We start from the raw sequence: 17,625 nt of genomic DNA, 5'->3' as shown, positions 1-17,625 counted from the left end.
AAACAAAATGGTACACCGCATATTTGTCTATAAGTGTATCATTTTGTCTATTTATTCGCTACCTAGGGACTAGCTCCGCGCCGGAAACGGCGAAAGCCTTTGTCCCTACAGATATCGCTCAAAAGAGAAGCTTTTGTTTGTTCCCCGATTGATTTTCTAGGCACAATTGGGTTATAGCCGCCGCCGGTATTGGTTTGCTAAAGAAGTAACCCTGACCCATATCGCACTTATGCGATCGCAAAAACGCCAACTGTTCTGCTGTTTCCACTCCCTCAGCAATCACCTGTAAATTCAGGCCCTGTCCCAAGGCGATCGCCAGTTTCACAATAGTAGCACCGCTGCTGCCCGTCACCAAATCTGCCACGAAAGATTTGTCTATTTTTAAATTATTGAGCGGAAAGTTTTTCAGAGACCACAGCGAAGAATAACCCGTGCCAAAATCGTCCAGAGAAATGTGAATTCCCATGTCCTGCAACTGCTGCAATACCGACACCGTAAAGCTCACATCTGTCATGGCAATGCTCTCGGTAATTTCTATTTCTAAATATTCGGGATTTAACTGGGTTTCTGATAAAATTTCAGCGATGATTTGTACCGTGTGAGGTTGCAGAAACTGGCGGGCTGATAAATTCACCGCTATCCGCATCGGCGGCAATCCCAGTAACTGCCACGCTCGATTTTGCAAGCAAGCAGTCCGCATCACCCATTCGTCAATTTGGCAGATTAATCCTGTTTCCTCAGCTAAGGGAATAAATCGATCGGGAGGAATCAAACCGCGTTCGGGATGCTCCCAGCGAATCAGAGCTTCCATGCCCACTATTTTGCCAGTATTTAAATTTATTTGCGGTTGATAGTACAGGACAAACTCAGATTTGTTTAGAGCTTTGTAAAGATGATTTTCTAAGTTAAGATCCTCGGAGACTTTACTGCCGATCGCCTGCGTGTAAAACTGATAATTATTGCGACCTTTCTGTTTAGCTTTGTACATCGCAGCATCAGCATTTTTTAGCAAAGTTTCTGCATCTTCTCCGTCGTAAGGAGCCAAAGCAATTCCCAAGCTCGCCTTAATATAAAGTTCCAAACCATCAAAATCAAAAGGACTGCTTAAACTCTGGATAATTAACTGGCAAATCTTAGTTGCTTCCTCTGGGGTGTTGATATTGTACAGCAGCACAGTAAATTCATCTCCGCCCCAACGAGCCATCGAATCCCCGACGCGCAAACAGTTAGTCAACCGCCGAGATACACTTTGCAGCAACAAATCGCCCACTGGGTGACCGAGAGTATCGTTAACATTTTTAAATCTATCTAAATCTAGAAAGATTACCGCCAGCATTTCTCCATTTTGGTGAGCGCTAGCTAAAGCTAAAGACAGCCTTTCATTAAACAGTAATCTATTAGGTAAACCAGTTAAGGGGTCGTGAGAAGCTTGATGTCGGATCATGGCCTCGACGCGCCTCTGCATTACAGCCATGTACAGGTGAGTTCCTAAAGATTGTGCTAGCTTCTGTTCCTCGCTAGTCCACTTTTGAGCTTCGCCTGTTTTGATTTCTTTCCAAGCTGCAAAGGACTGTCGGGGACGATCGCTCCGGGCGTCCGAACTGCAACGGCCCGCCCACAAAATTTCGGTTTGTATAGGGCTGCGAAAAACGGTGAGACAGCCGATGCACTGTTGGCGGTATTGCAGCGGTACTGCCAAAAATGATCGAATGGAAGCTGCGACTAAATTGGCAGATACAGATTTGAGTTGAGGTTCTTTAGAAATATCGGAAATTGCGTACAAGTGCGGTACGAGAAAACTGGAAATATTGCTGTCAATTGAACTGTAATGCTGGGAATATAGATTTTCAAAAATACCTAATTGGCTTTTCTGATTAGCAGTTTGTGCTGGCTCGTCTTGGTTTGCCCTCCACATAATCTGCTGCCAAAACGGGCTGAGTTCAAGGTCAATGTCTGCGGGCTGCTGGCCACAGGTATAAAGCAAAGCGGGCCGATCGCCAAACTCGGCTGCAAGGTAGAGTCGCCCTCCTGAACCACGCAAATGCTTGACAGTTTGTTCGAGAACTGCTTTCCGAATTTCGTTTAGTTCCAAAGGAGAATGCAGCAAACTGGTAATTTGGTTGATAACGGCTTCGTCACGCGCTTGCTGTCTAGCTTGACTCAGCAGAAAAGATTGGGCGATCGCAATTGAAAGTTGATCCACAAGCAACTGCACCATTTTCAATTCTCGATCGCTAAACCGTTTCGGTTGGCTGTGATGAGACACCAACAGTCCCCAAAGGTGATTTTGATGCAAAATCGGCACCGTCAGAGAAGAACGTGCCCCCATAGCCTTCAGATATTCAGCGTGACAGGGGTCTACAGGACGATAGCTAATATCTTCAACTGCTAAAGTTTTGCCGCTTTCGGGACAATCTAACCGATTAATTGTTTGATGCTTCAATTCCACATCTACAATCACTCGCTGCCGCGCTTTGAGAAACATTTCCCGAGCACTCTGGGGAATGTCGCCTGGTGGAAAGCGCAAACCCAGCATCGAGGGCAACTTGTCGCCGTTGATGGACTCAGCAATGACCTCCCCGCTACCGTCGGCCTCAAAGCGATAAACTTTTACTCGATCGCTTTCTAAAAAGCTGCGGATTTCTCGCGCAGTGGTGGTCAAAATCTCTTGGAGTTCTAAAGAGTTACGGATGCGATTGGTAATTCGATTGAGTAAAATCTCTTGTTCTAAAGTCGATCGTGACATTTGTGTAACTTTGGTGCGGGTCATCGCTTTTGAGCTCCCGGGCTGTTGACAGCATTTTTGCGAGCCACAGTCTTAACTTGCCCTGTATTATACATTACAATACTTTCGTTCCGTCTAGGGGCTTGACCCAACCCAAGAGCGCGAAACTCTGTTTCTGGGGATATTTCCACTTTTTAGACAAATTTCAGTGATAAACCGGGTTTTTCACAGCACTTATATCAATTCCGGTAATACCGGAATGATGGTTGACTGTTGACTGTTGACTGTTGACTGTTGACTGTTGACTGTTGTCAGTTGACTGTTGACTCGATTTTATGATTCCGATGCAACGGGAAACGATATGACAAGGCAAGGCAAGAGCGATGTGACAATTAGTGAGGACTCAAGTTCGATCGAGTTCGATCGGGACTCAAGCCCTCACTACAAAGCAATTGCACAGCTACAAGACAAAAGCTATAGAGAAACCGGGTTGACCAACCAGTTTTCTGCCCTCTGGAGGGAGAATACTGGTTAGTCAACCCGGCTGGTAAGTATTTATACCTGAAAAATGGCGTTAAGCCGACGCCCAAATTTCCCGAATTCTGTCCGGCAAAAAGCCAGCTATTTCCTGAATTCGCTCCTCGGACAGCTCATCCTTCGTTGCCGAAAATACAGCGGCGATCGCAGTTTCCGGTTTTACTCCTGAAGGAAGTGCGCCTTCTAGTTCCACCCTGCGTGCAAACAAATTGCCATCGATCCCCGCAGGTGCAGGCGGGCCGGTCAAAGGTTGACGTATGCGGCTGAGCAATCCCACCAGCGGATTGGTATCTTTCCAGAGGTCTGCTATTTCTTGTTGCAGGGTTTTGTCATCCGTAGGCAAAACTTCTTTGTGCAATTCAGATTCCACGTGCTCGATGGCGTCTTTTGTCATCACATCGCGCATGACCCGGTACACTACTTCGGTAATGTCGCGGGCATCAAAAATATCCTCCAAGTGACCGTTTACCATCACTTTTTCCAAAAACGGCATATCCTTTGAAGCGATAGGAACTGCCGATCCTTCGTGGTGGAGCGAGGTCGGAGGATTCGTCTCCATTTTGTGTAACAGTTTGCGACCTTTGTCTGTTAACTCAGCTTCTTGAAATGCCACTAAAGGCGGCACTAACTCAGCTCCTCCATAAGGCTCGCCACTAAACTGAGCTTTGATAAATTCCCTTTGGTTGAGGTAGTCCAAATGACCGAGCAATTCCGCTTCCGCCACCGGGTGACCGACATATTCTTCGGCTGCGTTCCTAATTTCCGACTCTCCCCTGCCGTTTCCGCTACCAATTTTTTTGAGCAAAATGTAAGTCAGGTCGTCTCTGATTGGAATTGTCATTAAAACCTCCTAGGTTAATATCCGGTAAAGCTTAAGTAAAAACAGAATCTTTTTACTTGCTTAAATTGTGATGATTACTACTTAAAAACATTGAAGTATAAACTAGACTAATCAAGTATCTCTCAGCAGGTGGAAGTTATTAAAATTAAGTATCGGTTAGAATCTTCCTTTAGGTAGATCCTTGTATGGAAACCCATGTTTAATGTGGTTAATATCCTAAAAAGCTGTCGCTACTATTCAATGCTATTAAGCGAGGATGCTTTCTTGGTAAGAGTTTTCGTATTTATTGCGTATTTTTACCAAGGCTGACGCACCAAGAGGGCCTCACCTGGTAATTGGTGCTGGGAGAGGTAGAATTAAGCAGATGCTATGGAATCAATCAACTGCGGTCGTTTTGCACGCAGCTTGTAGGGATATTGTATCGGGTGAGACCAAAAACTGGTCATGGGAGAGCTACAAATACGAGCCAATCTGTTTCAAGTGCCGCAGCGCCACTTGAAGAATGCCTCGGAGACAAATTTTTTGATGGTTGCGATCGGCATTTATGAACTACCTTCATTGGGACAATAAATTGGAATCCTCGTCTTTTATTAGCGGTCAACCCCCGGTTGATAAGCGTCCTTTAGTGTTGGCTGTAGACGACAATCCAGACAACTTAGAGCTGCTGACACAAATACTCGATTTATTCGGCTGCGAGTGTGTGGGAGCAGTTGACGGGTACGCAGCTCTTTCAGCAGCAGTGGATAGACAGCCCGATCTAATCGTACTCGACATTTGCCTGCCGGATATAGACGGTATGGAAGTAGTAAAGCGCGCCCAACAAAACCCCGAGATCAGACATATTCCGATTGTTGCTGTCACAGCACTAGCAAAACCAGAAGACCGCGCTCGAATTCTCCAAGCTGGCTGCGTGGAATACCTTTCCAAACCTTTTAACATCAAAGATTTAGAAACAGTTATCCGCCAGCACATCAACTCTCCACTGGCTTTGGTGGAGTTTTAGATTTATAATTAGAATCACGAACTTGAGGTGCAGAGTCCAAAATTGTGATCGTCCCAGTGCGGCCTGTCTCCAAGGTCGCATCGCGGAGCAAATCAGTGACTCCCACGCCCAAAACCTTTTGGATTAATTCTTTCAGTGGCAATTCCAGAACAGATTCTAATTGTGTTCGCACCTGCAAAGCCAAATCTTCCTGACCGTTCTGAGCCAGCAGTTTTTCGGGTTGAGTAAGCCCATTTTCGACAACAATTATCAATTTGTTATCCAAAAGATTGCAGAGCGCCTGACTCGTTGGGTGTCCGAGTTGAGAGCGGTACAAAGCTTGAATTCCCTGCGAAAGAGTCCGTTCTAATTTACCCCGAGTAGGTTCTAAGGTTTCCCCTGCCATATTTTTTCTTTAAACCATAATAGATAAAAAAGACTGTTAGCAGTTAACAGTTAACTGTTAGCTGTTAACTGCTAACTGCTAACTGTTAGAAATAACCGTCGCGTTAGCCGACAGTAACTTCATTAGTTTCCACCCCAGTTGCACCCTTAACACCTTTAGCAATTGTCACCAACTTGTTGACAATTTCCTGACTGGGAACTGTACCTTTGAGAACTACCGTAGTGCCAAGTTGAGCCACATAAACAGTCTCAATATCCGCAACATCTGGATTTGCATCGAAAGCCTGAGCCACCCGTTTAGCTAAACCGCTTTGATCGTATTCTCCGTTCAAGCCCATGCGTTCCGGCGGGATTGTCTGAGCGCTCGCAGCAGGTTGAGCTTGAGCTTGAGATTGAGCTACAGGTGCTTGGTAAGCAGGAGCGTCAACTGTTTCTTGATTGTCTTTTTTTTCTAAACCAAACAATCTTTTTAGCCAGCCCATAGAGTTTGTCCTCCGACAAAGTTTGTGTTAATTGACGTGTTAATTGACGTGTTAATTCACGGTTGGCAAGTCGCCCTGCAATTGTTATTCTCAATACCAGGAATTACGATCGCACTCTTGGATGCAGAAACCGAGTTTTTTTACAAAAAAGTATCGTTACAGCCATCCACCCGGTAGAAAAACCCGGTTTGTTGAGTTGGGTGCGCCCATCCTAAATACAATTTACTGTTGTACAACTTCCCCGATCATCTGCCTGGAGACATAATTCTCCCGCTCTCAAACAAATACTTGGGCTGACCATTCCGGCAAATCAAACTTAAACCCTTCTTCCCCAACTTCTACTATTTTGTTGTACATCCACTCGTGCCAAGTTCCCGCAGCCGGAAACTTAGGAATGCTGTTACCAGATAGATAAGTATCGGAAAAATTAGCGACAACTACTGCTCGCGTTCCCTCATCGCTCCAGCGGTAATAAGCCAGCACTTTGGCTTCGGGATTTTCGTGGATAAATTCAATATTTTCGGTATAAAGTGCCGGCAAATGTTGCCGCAGCCGAATCATGTGTTTGTAGTATTCCCACAACTCATGATTTGGCTGATCTTTCAACAAAGACCATTGTAGTTTATTCGGCTGGTTGGGAGTTTGCCGAGTGGATTGTCCAAACTATTCGCCCATCCATAGCATCGGTATTCCTACTGCTGTGACTAACAAAACCGGGCGTTGCTGATTTATGGTATGAAAGGCTAAATATGCAAGTCATAGAAACCAGTATCTACAAAGCTTCGGGATTTTCAACTTATTTTTTTTCATACCTTGATTAAGCAACGCCCTGAATTTTAGTGCGGAAATAACCTTTATCATCTTTTTCTAAGGAAATTTCTGCCCAGTTGGAAAAGGAGCCTCGCAGTGTAGCTGCTTTGTTGTTGGAAGCGAAGAGTTTGAATTCAATTGCAGCGGCCATGAATAGCTTGTTTGCAGAACTTATAAGTGTGATTAGTATTGATTTTTACCATTTTGCAAATCGGTCGCCATCGTTCTTAAGAGTTAAACCTGTAAGTCTTATGTTGTAAGGTACTTGGGACCGCACCCGGAGGATTTAGTAGTGCGAACCCTAGCGATTGAGTAAGGTGCGCCCCTAGGCACCCGGAAACCTGATTTTAATCAAAAATGTAGTTAAAGTAACTAAAAATTATTAAGCGCTGTTTATGAAAAATAGTCGGGACTGTTTTTAGTTAGTAGTCTGAAACCCTAGATTTTCCGTTGGTAGCGAACTTGCCGTGGAGCCTTGAAACCCTTATTATACGGTGGGTATCAAAAACTGTCCGAAGTATTGTATGAAAATTAATTTAACTTTTGATAACTAGATAAATCGTGGTGAACATTTAACATTTGTAACTAAAGAAACATTTTTTAGCCTACAGGAATAATACCGTAGAAAGATGCCATTTTATGCGGAAACAGCGAGGATGAGCTTGTAATTGTAAGGCAAGGGAAACCCGAAAAATGAATCCTTTATTCAACGGGGTTTTCCTGCGACTTTAAGCCAAGTTTGAGCCGAGAAGAGCAATGATTATTTTTGCTTATGTCTTGGTATCACTTGTTTTATAGTTTTTGACTGGTAAACTTTGTAGAACCTTTCATCAGCTTTAACGACTGCTGCTACCTCAGTAATTGGTAATTGGTGAAAATCTCATTCGTCCCTGTTACCCGTTAGATATTCCGAGCAGTGGCTCTAAGGCTCTAAAAGTTTAATGTGGGATGTTGGCGAATTACCGTTACTGTAAAACTCTGGAGTGTTAAAAATGCTAAAACAAATGTGTTGGTTGCCCAGATTGGGACGCAATGGAGAAAAGATATTGCACTTACGCACCGATGCCCGTCAGGGGTGGCGGCCTTATACAGCTTTTCCGCAGTTCGCTGTATCCGACTACCGGGAACCGGGCGGTTCTAAGGGATGGGCAACATATCAGAAGCTGAGAACTCAAGGGTGGAATTTAATATCGACCGCAGAAGGGCAGCAGTCGATTTTTGGCGAACAGAAAAGTGCTTAAAAAACCCGAAACCGCAGCAATAAAAGAAGAGGTAAAATCCTCTTCTTTTTATTACTTTTGGAGAGAGCAACTGGGTTTTTAACCATCCTACTTGGTAGAATGGGTAAGGTGTGCAGTGCTGACCTTATACCAATTTAATGTGAAGTTGTACATATCTCGATCCCCCTAAATCCCCCTTAACAAGGGGAGTAGGGGTTGACTTTGAGAAGAATCTTGTCCCCCCCTTTGTAGGGGCGGTGCGACCCCTACTCCCCGTGCCCGCCCTCTTGGCTAGGGGGGGATCGGATTCTATGCAACCTCATAAAAAATTGGTATTACATAATTTTGAGATGTTTGCCAGTTGCAAGTAAATTAGGCGATCGCCCTTTCTGTCTCTGCTGTAGTTGCTAGGTTATGGAGCACCGGCTGGTGAGTTTTCAAGTTAAACCGGTATCCGTGGGGGAGGATGTGCAACTTGGCCCCGCAAATCGCCAAAGCCTCATCCTTCAACAGTCCCTCCAGATTGTCGTGGAGTTGTTCCGACGAGTCGATGACAGTTACAGCGTTTTCGCCAATGACTTCCAACTCGTCACCGTGGACTAAAATAGCTGTATTTTCGTCAATACCAAATCCCAACACGGCCGGTTGCAGCAAGAGTGCCGAAACTAAGCGTCCCAGACGACCTCGCTGGGCGAAATGCTGGTCGATGACAACTCCTGGAAGGAAACCCATCCCCGGCCCCATTGCTACCACATCAACGCGGGGATTTGTCTCCGAGTCTCCTTCAATAATCATCACGTCTGGCATCATCGCCGCGCCGGCACTGGTGCCGCCAATGATAATCCCTTCAGAGAAGCGTTTGTGCATAGCTGCGTCGAGTTTGGTGTCTTTCAAGCAGCTAATAATCCGCGCTTGATCTCCGCCGGTAAAGAATATGCCAGTCGCTTGTTCGATCGCTTCTAAATAATCTGGATTGTTGGCATCTTCCGGTTTCTGGGTGTCAACAACTCGCACATCTTCAGCGCCAAGTCGCTCAAACACTCGGATGTAATTATCTCCTACTTCTCCCGGCAGGCTTGTCGCAGCCGTCATCACTACAATGCGGGCTTTAGTGCCTCCGGCGCAGCGCAAGAATTCCCGCAGAATTTTGCAGTCCCCCTCTTTGTCTTCCGCACCACCAATAATTAGCAACTTCCCCTGAATTGCGTTGCTCGCCATATTATCTCCACTGTTAATTTATTAATAATTTCACTAAAACACAAACTTCTTTTTTCCGAAAACCGCCCAAAGGTATATCTAGATACCAAAAACCTCTCAGACTTCTACCCCTCCAGGGCGCACACAGCAAGGGTGATATGGGAGTTTACTCATCCTCGATGATCGACAGACACAAAAAACTTACCCCCCCTAACAGGAGATAGGGGGGGTCAACAAATGAGCTTAAATTACAGGGCCCACGCGCGCGCGGTGATCAATCCGGTTTCTGATCCGATTCTTCGCTAATCCTCCTCTGATTGCTCGTAGAAATCCGGTTGATGAGCGTAAGTCCTCAATTAGTCCGATCGCCCGTTAGTGCGATCGCTCGATCAAATTGCTCAATATGGTACTCGCGCGTTCTAAAGGTAGGTGTCTGGGTTTGCCGTTCCAGACAATCTGATATTCGTTGCTGTTTTGACCATCACCGTAGCCAGAAATTAGCTTCCGGTGAAAGGCTTCCTCAGCTAAGTGGTGAACTTTGTCCCTGAGAGCAGTTTGTGCGATCTTCATAATTTGCTGCCTCTTAAATTTTCTTTCACTGTCATAAACAATTATAAGTACAGAGTGTACCTCTCAAAAGTTATAGCTTTTTTTCGGGAGGGGGAAAGAAGTAGTCATTAGTCATAAGTGCTTAGTTATCTATGCTTAGTTATCTATGCTTAGTTATCTATGCTTAGTCATCAATACTTAGTCAGATGTTGAAGGAAGAAGGAATATTTTCCCACTCTCACCCTCTCCCCCTCTCCCCCTCTCCCCTACTCTCCCACTCCTTTTCGGGCAATACTCAAGGCAGAATGGGTCGGAGTATTTGTCTCACTGCTGGAATATCTATGCCCGCAGGTAGTATCCCATGCACCGACTATAAAGTTACCGTAAAAAATTAGCTCAAAGGAGGTTAGAAAATGCTGCAAGAAAAAAGCACCGAAACAGCCCGCGTTAATGCTCGAAAAACCGATATTTTCGATGTTTTCAACTTCAAACACTATATCGGGCCCAACCCTTATTTAGACACCGCGGCTTTAGTTTTTGATTTCGCGGTGACGGGCGCGAGCGAACCTTTGCCGATCGCACATTACCAGGAAATTATTGGCGATCGCTACCCGCAACTGCTGCACGAAACTTTCTCAAACCATGCCCAACTGTTCGGCCGTACCGCCTCAGAAGTAGCAAAACTCGACATGGGTTTGCACTTCCAAAACTGGAACATCAAGCCGTTTTCTCAGTTTTACAGAATCAGCATAGAAGCACTTCACGCCCGCACCGCCAGAGCCGTAGTGTACGCAGTTTGGGATTGGTTTGAAGCCATCAATCAAAATCAAGACTTTCCCTTGGAATCACAAATGGGCGCGCTGCAAAATATGTTCCGGCAGTCAGTTTACGGAGGCCCGACAGTTTATTCGTTAATGCGATCGGCATCCCAAAAAGGCATTCCCGCATTTTATTTGTGGGATGAAGGACTCATGCAATATGGGTACGGCAAAAAACTGGTTCGCGGCTCTGCAACTACCTTTGATTCTGACAGCCACTTAGACTCAGATTTTACCACGCGCAAAGACGATTGTAAAGCTTTTCTCGCTACATTAGGATTTCCTGTTCCCAAAGGCGATATCGTCTCCACAGAAAACGGAGCTGTGGCAGTTGCTAGAGAAATTGGCTACCCAGTTGCTATCAAACCAGTAGTCGGCCATAAAGGAATTGGCGTAACAGCAGATGTCCAGGATGCCGAGGAATTGCAGGCGGCTTTTAAAAGAGCAGTTAAGGCCATTCCCGAAACAGATCCGGTGCGAGTAATTGTGGAAAACAGCATCAAAGGATCGGATTTTAGGCTGCTGTGCGTTGACGGCAAATTTGTTTCTGCAACTGAACGCCGGCCCGCTTCCGTAACAGGTGATGGCGACTCAACAATTCGCGAATTGATCCGCCGTGAAAACCGCAAACCAGAACGTTTGGATACGCCAACTTCGGCGATGAGCAAAATTCAGTCCGACGAAGCGATGGAAATGTATCTGGAAGAACAAGGGCTGTCATTGGATAGTGTGCCAACTCGCGATCGCACTGTGTATCTACGCAAAGTCGCTAATCTTTCCGCAGGTGGCATCAGCATCGACGCTACCCGCACAATTCACCCGGATAACATTGTTTTGGCTCAAGATATCGCCCTACATTTTCGGTTAACTTGTTTGGGGATTGATGTCATAACAGAAACTCTCGCCAAATCTTGGAAAACTGGCAATTTTGGGATTATCGAGATCAATGCCGCGCCGGGAATTTTTATGCACCTCAACCCCGCTGTAGGCGAAGGGGTTGATGTACCTTCGCATATTATCGAAACTTTCTTTGAATCGGGAAAATCAGCCAGAATTCCGATTATTACTTTCAACAGAATTTCGGTACATGACCTACAAGAAACCATCGACCATATTCTGTTGCAGCATCCCGATTGGACAATCGGTGCTGTTTGTCGCGGTGGACTTTTTGTTAACCGTTCTGAAAAAGTTTTGAATAAGAATTACCATCTCAACTTGCAAAGTTTGCTGCGGAATCCCAAGCTCGATTTGTTAATTGCTGAATATCCAGAAGATATTTTGGAAGCTGAGGGAATGTTTTATCGGGGCAGCAATATGGTGGTGCTGGACAATCCGGGAGAAACTGAGATGATGTTGGTCAGAGAAAGCACTGATGACGATACTGTTGTGGTGAGGGAAGGAAGTAGTATTTCTATTCGTCGCCAGGGGTTGATCGAACAGTATACTCTGGGGGATGATGAACCGTTTACACGGGTTTATTTGAAGGAAATAGGGACTGTTTTGTAAGCGGTTCCACCTTTAAGTTGGCTTTGTGGGGCGGGTATTGAGTACCCGCCCCACCAGATCAAGGCTTTTTCTCGTTCCCCGGTTCTTCCGGGGCAGGAAGTTGGGAACGCCGAGATTGGAACAGAGTTCGTTACACTTAGTTACAATTGGTTTTAATTCCTCAGTCGTGGATGCACTATTCCTAAGAAACCCGGTTTCTTCCCAACTTTCTCGTTACCACACCAATATTTTCGTAGAAATTGGGTTTCTCAGGGTAAGTCCTATTGCTGCGATCGTAAGTTTTGAGACAATCTGGTTGGTGCGCTGTCGATCGTGCTATCAAGGAATTTCAAAAGTCCTTAAACGAATTGCACTCCGGTGGCAGAAGGTGTGGGAATATGAATGTTGCGAGCAATTGGTTTAATTCGCTGACCGAAAGTTTACAGTCGCACCGTCGCTACATTCCAGCAGCGCTGACTCTTTGCACAGGGACGAGTTTGTCATTGGCAGCCGCAGCCGTTGTGTGGCATTCGGAACACCAACGAATGCAAGCTGAATTTCATCAGCAAGCCGATCGCCTGAATGTGACATTGCAGCAAAGCATCAACAAAAATTTAGAAGTTCTGTACTCACTGGAAGCATTCTACAGGGCATCTACTGAAGTTACCAGAGAAGATTTTAAGCAATTCGCTCAACCTGCCCTTGCCCGAAATACTGCTATACATTCTGTTAACTGGATTCGGCGCGTGCCGGCTGCCCAAAAAACAGCTTACGAACAGACAATTCGAGCCGAAGGTTTTCCGTCATTTCAAATTTACGAACGAACTCCTGACAAAAAGCAGGTCAAAGCCAAAGTGCGATCGGAATACTTTCCCATTATTTACAGAGAAGCACTAGAAGAAGATAACAAAGTGATCGGTTTTGATGTTGCCTCCAGCCCCGATCGCAAAACAGCTTTAGAGAAATCGGTGAATACCGGCAAAATAGCTGCTTCGGCGCGGATTAGATTAGTCAGCAACAATCAACCGGGATTGCAAGTATTTCTACCAGTACCCCGCCGCACAACTTCTGCAGATAACTCGGTCAACGGCCGGCCAAACCTAATGGGAGTTATTGCGGGTCTGTTTCAGATCACCAGTATGGTCGATTCTTCTTTAGAATCGCTAAATTTAGACAAGATTAATTTTTACCTCTATGACGACTCTGCTATAGAGAAAGAACGCTTTCTGGTGCGCTACGACTCAAAATATAAGCAGTTGATAGATAACCCAAAACACGAAAAGCCAAAGTTAGCTAATTTGCGGGGAAAAATCTGTCAAAATCCTCTTGCTTGCACTCGCCTATTTAACGTAGCAGACCGCCAGTGGAGGCTGCTAGTTTTGCCTGGGAAGGGATACCACAGTATGAGGACGCATCAGGGTTCGCTGGCAATTGGTGCGATCGGGCTATTGATGACTGGCAGCTTGACGATTTACCTGTTGATGTCTCTAGAACGTACTGCAAAAGTAGAACAGCAAGTGTACGATCGTACAATTCAACTAAAACAGCGCACCGCTGAACTAGAAACGGCACTAAAAAATTTGCAGGCAGCTCAATTTAAACTAATCCAAACTGAAAAGATGTCCAGCTTGGGGCAGTTGGTGGCTGGAGTTGCCCACGAAATTAACAATCCTGTCAACTTCATCTCTGGCAACCTGATCCATACAGGCGCATATACTAGAGAATTGCTCGAACTTGTGGAAATATATCAGCAGCAATACCCGAACCCAACGCCAGAAGTGCAAGCGAAACTAAAAGAGATTGATTTGGAGTTTATCACTGAAGACTTGCCTAAAATCCTAAAATCTATGAATATGGGAGCTGAACGGATCAGCCAGATCGTGCTTTCTCTGCGGAATTTTTCGCGCTTGGATGAAGCTGAAATGAAGTCGGTTGACATTCACCAAGGCATTGACAGCACCTTGATGATTTTGGATAGTCGGCTGAAACCAAAAGGTGATTTTTCTGGCATTAAACTTATCAAAGAGTACGGAAATTTGCCCTTGGTGGAGTGCTGGGCGGGACAATTGAATCAGGTATTTATGAATGTTTTGAGCAATGCTATTGATGTTTTATCTGATGAAGAAACTCAAAAAATGCTCGAAAACAACGCCTCGATTTCGGCATTTTTACCTACTATTCGGATTCGCACTGAACTTTTAAGTTCTAATTGTGTATGCGTGCGAATCGCTGACAATGGAACGGGCATGACGGAGAATGTCAAAAAACGTTTGTTTGATCCGTTTTTTACTACCAAGCCTGTAGGCAAAGGTACTGGCTTGGGATTGTCTATCTGCTATCAAATAGTGGACAAACATCACGGTTCGCTCAGGTGCGTATCGGCTCCGGGAGAGGGAACTGAATTCTGGATTGAGGTGCCGGTGCGACAACAGTCTAAGCAATCTGTTTCTAAGGTTTTACCTGCGGTAAGTGCCAATCGGTTTTAGATTTTAGATTTTAGATTTTAGAGGCGACCCCACGGATAAATTCGGGGGCTTGTTTATCGGATACAAGTTTTTTTATTTTTTTAGTAATTAATCTGGCGGCTTGTATCCTGGATGCTTTCGGTCAATTGGAATTAGCGGAACAAATCTCGCTTCTAGCGGAGTCTTGCTGGGAGCATCTCAATGAAAGCAGCCCAGCTATAAATTGGAGACAGGAGGCAGGAGGCAGGAGACAGGAGGCAGGAGGCAGGAGGAAAGAGGAAGAAGAAAGGAGGCAGAAGGAAGGAGTCAGAAGAAGTGTTTTTACAAATAGGAGATGCTCCCTAATTCCTGTTTAGAAAAGGTGAACTATCCGCACTCTACTTGGGAAAGGTGCGATGTCGCACTCTACTTTCAACGGTTAACAGTCAACAGTCAACAGTTAACAGTTAACAGTCAACAGTTAACAGTTAACAGTCAACTCTTATAGTTATTAGCAAACCTGTACTAATTTCAGTGGAATATTGCCGAAAACAAATATCTGGGGTTTTACCAGTCGTAACAATTTATAATTGTAGCCAGGCCAGATTACCAATTATTAACTACGATGTCTTTACAATCTATTAGCATACCGCCCACAACGGATCGCAAACCTGTCGCTTTGATGGTCGCTTTACATGGATGGGGTGCTAATGCTCGCGATTTGACTTCCTTAGCACCCTTTTTCAATTTGCCGGATTATCAGTTTGTGTTTCCCGATGCCCCCTTTCCCCATCCCCAGGTAATGAGTGGCAAAGCGTGGTATAACCTTCAAAGCAAAGACGCTCAGGGATTGGTAGAAAGCCGGCAATTGCTGAGGGAATTTTTGCTGTCTTTGGAAAGCACCACGGGCGTGCCTTTGTCTCGCACGATTTTAGGTGGCTTTTCTCAAGGCGGAGCGATGACTCTAGATGTGGGATTGACTTTGCCCCTAGCTGGTTTAATTTGTCTTAGTGGTTATTTACACCAGATTTCGCCAGTTGCTGGGAGTGCTTTGCCACCTGTTTTAATCGTACACGGTACTCAAGATACTATTGTTCCCGTTAGTGCTGCTGCGCGATCGCGCGAGAGTTTGACGGCTTGGGGAGCTGCGGTGCAGTATCGAGAATTTAACATGGGACACGAGATTCTGCCGGAAGTTATAGAGGTAATGCGAAGTTTTGTTGTAGAAACTGTGTCGAAATCTGATTAAAGGTTTAGTATATAGTATGGCGGAAGTCTCGGGCAGGGGAAAAAAATGAAAACTTTAACCAAAGCATCGCGCGATATTGCTGTACTTACTTCTCAGGACGTGGCAGAATTGGCTGTCCGTTTGGAAGTTGACGATTATACAGATCCTTTTGAGGGATTGAATGATTGGCATTTGTTGCGATCGCTTGCCTTTCAGCGGCCGGAGCTGGTTGAACCTTATCTCCACCTTCTGGATATGGAAGCCTACGACGAAGCATAGACTGAAAAATCTAGCTCAAAAATTTCGACGGAATTGAGGAAGAAGTTAGCAGCATATTTTGTTGCAGATTAAACAGATGAATGAGGGATGTTAGTCTGTTTTTATCTTAATTTCTTTCTTGATTCTTTTTTATGGCTGAAGGAAGAAGGAAGAAGGAAGAAGGAAGAAGGAAGAAAGAATGAGGAAGAAGGAAGAAGGAAGAAAGAATGAGGAGATGCGATCGGGCAATTCTCCGCAATGGTTTCAGGAATTCATCAAGTTCTCATAACCTCGAAGGTTGCTGTATTACCAAAAATCATGAAGGGCAGACGAATTTTAATCGGGGTTAGCGGCGGGATTGCGGCTTACAAAGTTTGCGAAGTAGTTTCAACTTTAGCGAAAGCTGGAGCGGAAGTTAAAACTATTCTTACTGATGCGGCTGGGGAGTTTGTAACGCCTTTGACTTTTGCTACTCTGTGCCGCCATCCTGCTTTTACTGACAAAGATTTTTGGCAACCAAGTCACGGGCGCCCCCTGCATATTCAACTCGGAGAATGGGCGGAAGTTTTTGTAATTGCTCCTTTGACAGCTAATACTTTGGCTAAGTTGGCGGGGGGTTTTGCTGATAATTTGCTGACTAATACTGTCTTAGCTTCTACTTGCCCAATTTTGCTGGCACCGGCGATGAATACGGATATGTGGGAACAGCCGGCGGTGCAGCGGAATTGGCGTGAAGTGTTGAGTTATCGGCGCTATCATGCTGCGAATCCGGGGGCGGGAATGCTGGCGTGCGATCGCGCCGGTGTCGGCCGGATGGCAGAACCTGGTGAGATTTTGCCTCATATTGAATCGCTGTTGTATGCGAAGGGCGATCGAGATTTAGCGGGCATTAGGGTGTTGATCAGTGCGGGAGGAACGCGGGAACACCTCGATCCGGTGCGGTTTATCGGCAATCCTTCCAGCGGCAAAATGGGTATAGCTTTGGCGCAAGCTGCAGGGCACCGGGGCGCGACAGTGACGCTGGTACACAGTATAACTGGCGAATTGCCGCTCTCAGGTGTGCGGGCGATCGCAGTTGCGAGTGCAGAAGAAATGCGGCAGGCGATGCTGCAATGCTTCCACGATGCGGATTTGACGGTGATGGCGGCGGCGGTAGCGGATGTGAAGCCGGCCGAGTACAGTAGTGAGAAATTGCCGAAGCGATCGCTCCCGAATTGTTTGCCTTTGGCACCGGTAGCGGATATTGTGGCAGAGTTGGGAAAATTGAAACAGCCGCACCAAAAATTAATCGGGTTTGCAGCACAAACTGGGGATATTGTCAAGCCGGCTTTGGAGAAATTGCGATCGAAGAAACTGGATGTAATTGCGGCAAACCCGATCGATCAAATAGGTGCAGGTTTTGGCAGCAATACCAATCAAGCAATATTAATTAATGCAGCAGGGAAGCAAGTAGAAATAGCACCTTGCAGCAAGCTAGAAATGGCTCATCGGTTGTTTGATTTTGTGAGGGAAGGGTGAGGGCGACCGAATTGCGATGATATTACCAATTGCGGATTTGTCGCTGGGCGGGGCGGGTTTTTGAGATGGTAGGTTTCTAACATAAATGGTTGGTAAAACCCGCCCCTACGATGGCCTGTAGGGGCG

General features: G+C 45.6%; 20 protein-coding genes. 12 read left to right on the top strand and 8 right to left on the bottom strand.

Annotation, left to right across the window (positions count from 1 at the left end; genetic code table 11):
* Positions 1-118: 118 nt before the first annotated feature.
* On the bottom strand, positions 119-2,770 hold the full coding sequence (locus QUA00_RS32695; protein WP_333412588.1) for an EAL domain-containing protein: 2,652 nt from the start codon (positions 2,768-2,770) through the stop codon (positions 119-121).
* A gap of 316 nt (positions 2,771-3,086) precedes the next feature.
* On the opposite strand from QUA00_RS32695, the gene QUA00_RS32690 reads away from it, so the two are divergent.
* The gene (locus tag QUA00_RS32690) at positions 3,087-3,260 is read left to right on the top strand and encodes a hypothetical protein (RefSeq protein ID WP_333310346.1); all 174 of its coding nucleotides are present in this window, start codon (positions 3,087-3,089) and stop codon (positions 3,258-3,260) included.
* 39 nt (positions 3,261-3,299) lie between these two features.
* On the opposite strand, the gene QUA00_RS32685 is transcribed toward QUA00_RS32690, so the two are convergent.
* Positions 3,300-4,103 carry a DUF2267 domain-containing protein gene (locus QUA00_RS32685; RefSeq protein ID WP_333145096.1) on the bottom strand — a complete coding sequence of 268 codons (804 nt, stop codon included), beginning with the start codon at positions 4,101-4,103 and terminating at the stop codon, positions 3,300-3,302.
* A 444-nt stretch (positions 4,104-4,547) separates the two neighbouring features.
* Between QUA00_RS32685 and QUA00_RS32680 the strand changes: the two genes are divergently transcribed.
* Together QUA00_RS32680 and QUA00_RS32675 are read left to right on the top strand one after the other, a co-directional pair.
* Positions 4,548-4,673, top strand: a complete 126-nt coding sequence (locus QUA00_RS32680) for a hypothetical protein (protein ID WP_333104665.1) — start codon at positions 4,548-4,550, stop codon at positions 4,671-4,673.
* A gap of 1 nt (position 4,674) precedes the next feature.
* Positions 4,675-5,106, top strand: a complete 432-nt coding sequence (locus tag QUA00_RS32675) for a response regulator (RefSeq protein ID WP_333412585.1) — start codon at positions 4,675-4,677, stop codon at positions 5,104-5,106.
* Here the strand turns inward: QUA00_RS32675 and QUA00_RS32670 are convergent.
* Together QUA00_RS32670 and QUA00_RS32665 are read right to left on the bottom strand one after the other, a co-directional pair.
* Complete coding sequence (locus QUA00_RS32670) at positions 5,075-5,491, bottom strand: DUF2294 domain-containing protein (protein WP_333412583.1); 417 nt, start codon at positions 5,489-5,491, stop codon at positions 5,075-5,077. The genes QUA00_RS32675 and QUA00_RS32670 overlap by 32 nt on opposite strands.
* Before the next feature lie 103 nt (positions 5,492-5,594).
* Complete coding sequence (locus tag QUA00_RS32665; protein ID WP_333284051.1) at positions 5,595-5,972, bottom strand: BON domain-containing protein; 378 nt, start codon at positions 5,970-5,972, stop codon at positions 5,595-5,597.
* A gap of 24 nt (positions 5,973-5,996) precedes the next feature.
* Between QUA00_RS32665 and QUA00_RS32660 the strand changes: the two genes are divergently transcribed.
* Complete coding sequence (locus QUA00_RS32660; protein ID WP_333412581.1) at positions 5,997-6,149, top strand: hypothetical protein; 153 nt, start codon at positions 5,997-5,999, stop codon at positions 6,147-6,149.
* Between the two features lie 99 nt (positions 6,150-6,248).
* Here the strand turns inward: QUA00_RS32660 and QUA00_RS32655 are convergent, their stop codons facing one another.
* Both QUA00_RS32655 and QUA00_RS32650 read right to left on the bottom strand, forming a co-directional pair.
* Positions 6,249-6,581: an alpha amylase C-terminal domain-containing protein gene (locus tag QUA00_RS32655; protein ID WP_333412580.1), complete on the bottom strand. Its 333-nt coding sequence runs from the start codon at positions 6,579-6,581 to the stop codon at positions 6,249-6,251.
* Positions 6,582-6,789: 208 nt separating this feature from the next.
* Positions 6,790-6,933: a hypothetical protein gene (locus QUA00_RS32650; protein ID WP_333412578.1), complete on the bottom strand. Its 144-nt coding sequence runs from the start codon at positions 6,931-6,933 to the stop codon at positions 6,790-6,792.
* 841 nt (positions 6,934-7,774) lie between these two features.
* Between QUA00_RS32650 and QUA00_RS32645 the strand changes: the two genes are divergently transcribed.
* A complete protein-coding gene (locus QUA00_RS32645) occupies positions 7,775-8,023 on the top strand; it encodes a hypothetical protein (protein ID WP_333145102.1) in 249 nt (82 codons plus the stop codon).
* A gap of 351 nt (positions 8,024-8,374) precedes the next feature.
* Here the strand turns inward: QUA00_RS32645 and QUA00_RS32640 are convergent, their stop codons facing one another.
* On the bottom strand, positions 8,375-9,220 hold the full coding sequence (locus tag QUA00_RS32640) for a cyanophycinase (protein ID WP_333412576.1): 846 nt from the start codon (positions 9,218-9,220) through the stop codon (positions 8,375-8,377).
* A gap of 351 nt (positions 9,221-9,571) precedes the next feature.
* The gene (locus QUA00_RS32635) at positions 9,572-9,769 is read right to left on the bottom strand and encodes a hypothetical protein (RefSeq protein WP_006632734.1); all 198 of its coding nucleotides are present in this window, start codon (positions 9,767-9,769) and stop codon (positions 9,572-9,574) included.
* 392 nt (positions 9,770-10,161) lie between these two features.
* Here QUA00_RS32635 and QUA00_RS32630 point away from each other — a divergent pair, with 392 nt between their 5' ends.
* From QUA00_RS32630 to coaBC, 7 genes are all read left to right on the top strand, one after another.
* Entirely contained in the window at positions 10,162-12,072 is a 1,911-nt protein-coding gene (locus QUA00_RS32630; RefSeq protein ID WP_333412574.1) for an ATP-binding protein, read from the top strand.
* Between the two features lie 166 nt (positions 12,073-12,238).
* Positions 12,239-12,475 carry a hypothetical protein gene (locus QUA00_RS32625; protein ID WP_333412571.1) on the top strand — a complete coding sequence of 79 codons (237 nt, stop codon included), beginning with the start codon at positions 12,239-12,241 and terminating at the stop codon, positions 12,473-12,475.
* Positions 12,450-14,537, top strand: coding sequence for a CHASE domain-containing protein (locus QUA00_RS32620; RefSeq protein ID WP_333412569.1), 2,088 nt, complete (start codon positions 12,450-12,452; stop codon positions 14,535-14,537). The genes QUA00_RS32625 and QUA00_RS32620 overlap by 26 nt, the downstream gene beginning before the upstream one ends.
* A 583-nt stretch (positions 14,538-15,120) precedes the next feature.
* Positions 15,121-15,744, top strand: coding sequence for an alpha/beta hydrolase (locus QUA00_RS32615; protein ID WP_333412568.1), 624 nt, complete (start codon positions 15,121-15,123; stop codon positions 15,742-15,744).
* 45 nt (positions 15,745-15,789) lie between these two features.
* Positions 15,790-16,002: a protein IsiD gene (gene isiD / locus QUA00_RS32610; protein ID WP_006632739.1), complete on the top strand. Its 213-nt coding sequence runs from the start codon at positions 15,790-15,792 to the stop codon at positions 16,000-16,002.
* An 87-nt stretch (positions 16,003-16,089) separates the two neighbouring features.
* On the top strand, positions 16,090-16,212 hold the full coding sequence (locus QUA00_RS32605; RefSeq protein ID WP_333412566.1) for a hypothetical protein: 123 nt from the start codon (positions 16,090-16,092) through the stop codon (positions 16,210-16,212).
* Positions 16,213-16,299: 87 nt separating this feature from the next.
* The gene (gene coaBC / locus QUA00_RS32600; RefSeq protein WP_333412564.1) at positions 16,300-17,499 is read left to right on the top strand and encodes a bifunctional phosphopantothenoylcysteine decarboxylase/phosphopantothenate--cysteine ligase CoaBC; all 1,200 of its coding nucleotides are present in this window, start codon (positions 16,300-16,302) and stop codon (positions 17,497-17,499) included.
* Positions 17,500-17,625: the final 126 nt, after the last annotated feature.

It is taken from the genome of Microcoleus sp. T2B6, assembly GCF_036700475.1.
In the GTDB taxonomy this organism is placed as follows: domain Bacteria; phylum Cyanobacteriota; class Cyanobacteriia; order Cyanobacteriales; family Microcoleaceae; genus Microcoleus.
Note: the sequence above shows the minus strand (reverse complement) of the source record. Positions and strands in the feature narration are given on the sequence as shown.

Coding starts and splice junctions, on each gene's coding strand:
- QUA00_RS32650 (WP_333412578.1), bottom strand. CDS start 6,933: ATGGCCGCTGCAATTGAATTCAAACTCTTCGCTTCCAACAACAAAGCA.
- QUA00_RS32605 (WP_333412566.1), top strand. CDS start 16,090: ATGTTAGTCTGTTTTTATCTTAATTTCTTTCTTGATTCTTTTTTATGG.
- QUA00_RS32620 (WP_333412569.1), top strand. CDS start 12,450: ATGAATGTTGCGAGCAATTGGTTTAATTCGCTGACCGAAAGTTTACAG.
- QUA00_RS32630 (WP_333412574.1), top strand. CDS start 10,162: ATGCTGCAAGAAAAAAGCACCGAAACAGCCCGCGTTAATGCTCGAAAA.
- QUA00_RS32665 (WP_333284051.1), bottom strand. CDS start 5,972: ATGGGCTGGCTAAAAAGATTGTTTGGTTTAGAAAAAAAAGACAATCAA.
- QUA00_RS32695 (WP_333412588.1), bottom strand. CDS start 2,770: ATGACCCGCACCAAAGTTACACAAATGTCACGATCGACTTTAGAACAA.
- QUA00_RS32645 (WP_333145102.1), top strand. CDS start 7,775: ATGCTAAAACAAATGTGTTGGTTGCCCAGATTGGGACGCAATGGAGAA.
- isiD (WP_006632739.1), top strand. CDS start 15,790: ATGAAAACTTTAACCAAAGCATCGCGCGATATTGCTGTACTTACTTCT.
- QUA00_RS32615 (WP_333412568.1), top strand. CDS start 15,121: ATGTCTTTACAATCTATTAGCATACCGCCCACAACGGATCGCAAACCT.
- coaBC (WP_333412564.1), top strand. CDS start 16,300: ATGAAGGGCAGACGAATTTTAATCGGGGTTAGCGGCGGGATTGCGGCT.
- QUA00_RS32680 (WP_333104665.1), top strand. CDS start 4,548: ATGGGAGAGCTACAAATACGAGCCAATCTGTTTCAAGTGCCGCAGCGC.
- QUA00_RS32690 (WP_333310346.1), top strand. CDS start 3,087: ATGACAAGGCAAGGCAAGAGCGATGTGACAATTAGTGAGGACTCAAGT.
- QUA00_RS32685 (WP_333145096.1), bottom strand. CDS start 4,103: ATGACAATTCCAATCAGAGACGACCTGACTTACATTTTGCTCAAAAAA.
- QUA00_RS32640 (WP_333412576.1), bottom strand. CDS start 9,220: ATGGCGAGCAACGCAATTCAGGGGAAGTTGCTAATTATTGGTGGTGCG.
- QUA00_RS32670 (WP_333412583.1), bottom strand. CDS start 5,491: ATGGCAGGGGAAACCTTAGAACCTACTCGGGGTAAATTAGAACGGACT.
- QUA00_RS32635 (WP_006632734.1), bottom strand. CDS start 9,769: ATGAAGATCGCACAAACTGCTCTCAGGGACAAAGTTCACCACTTAGCT.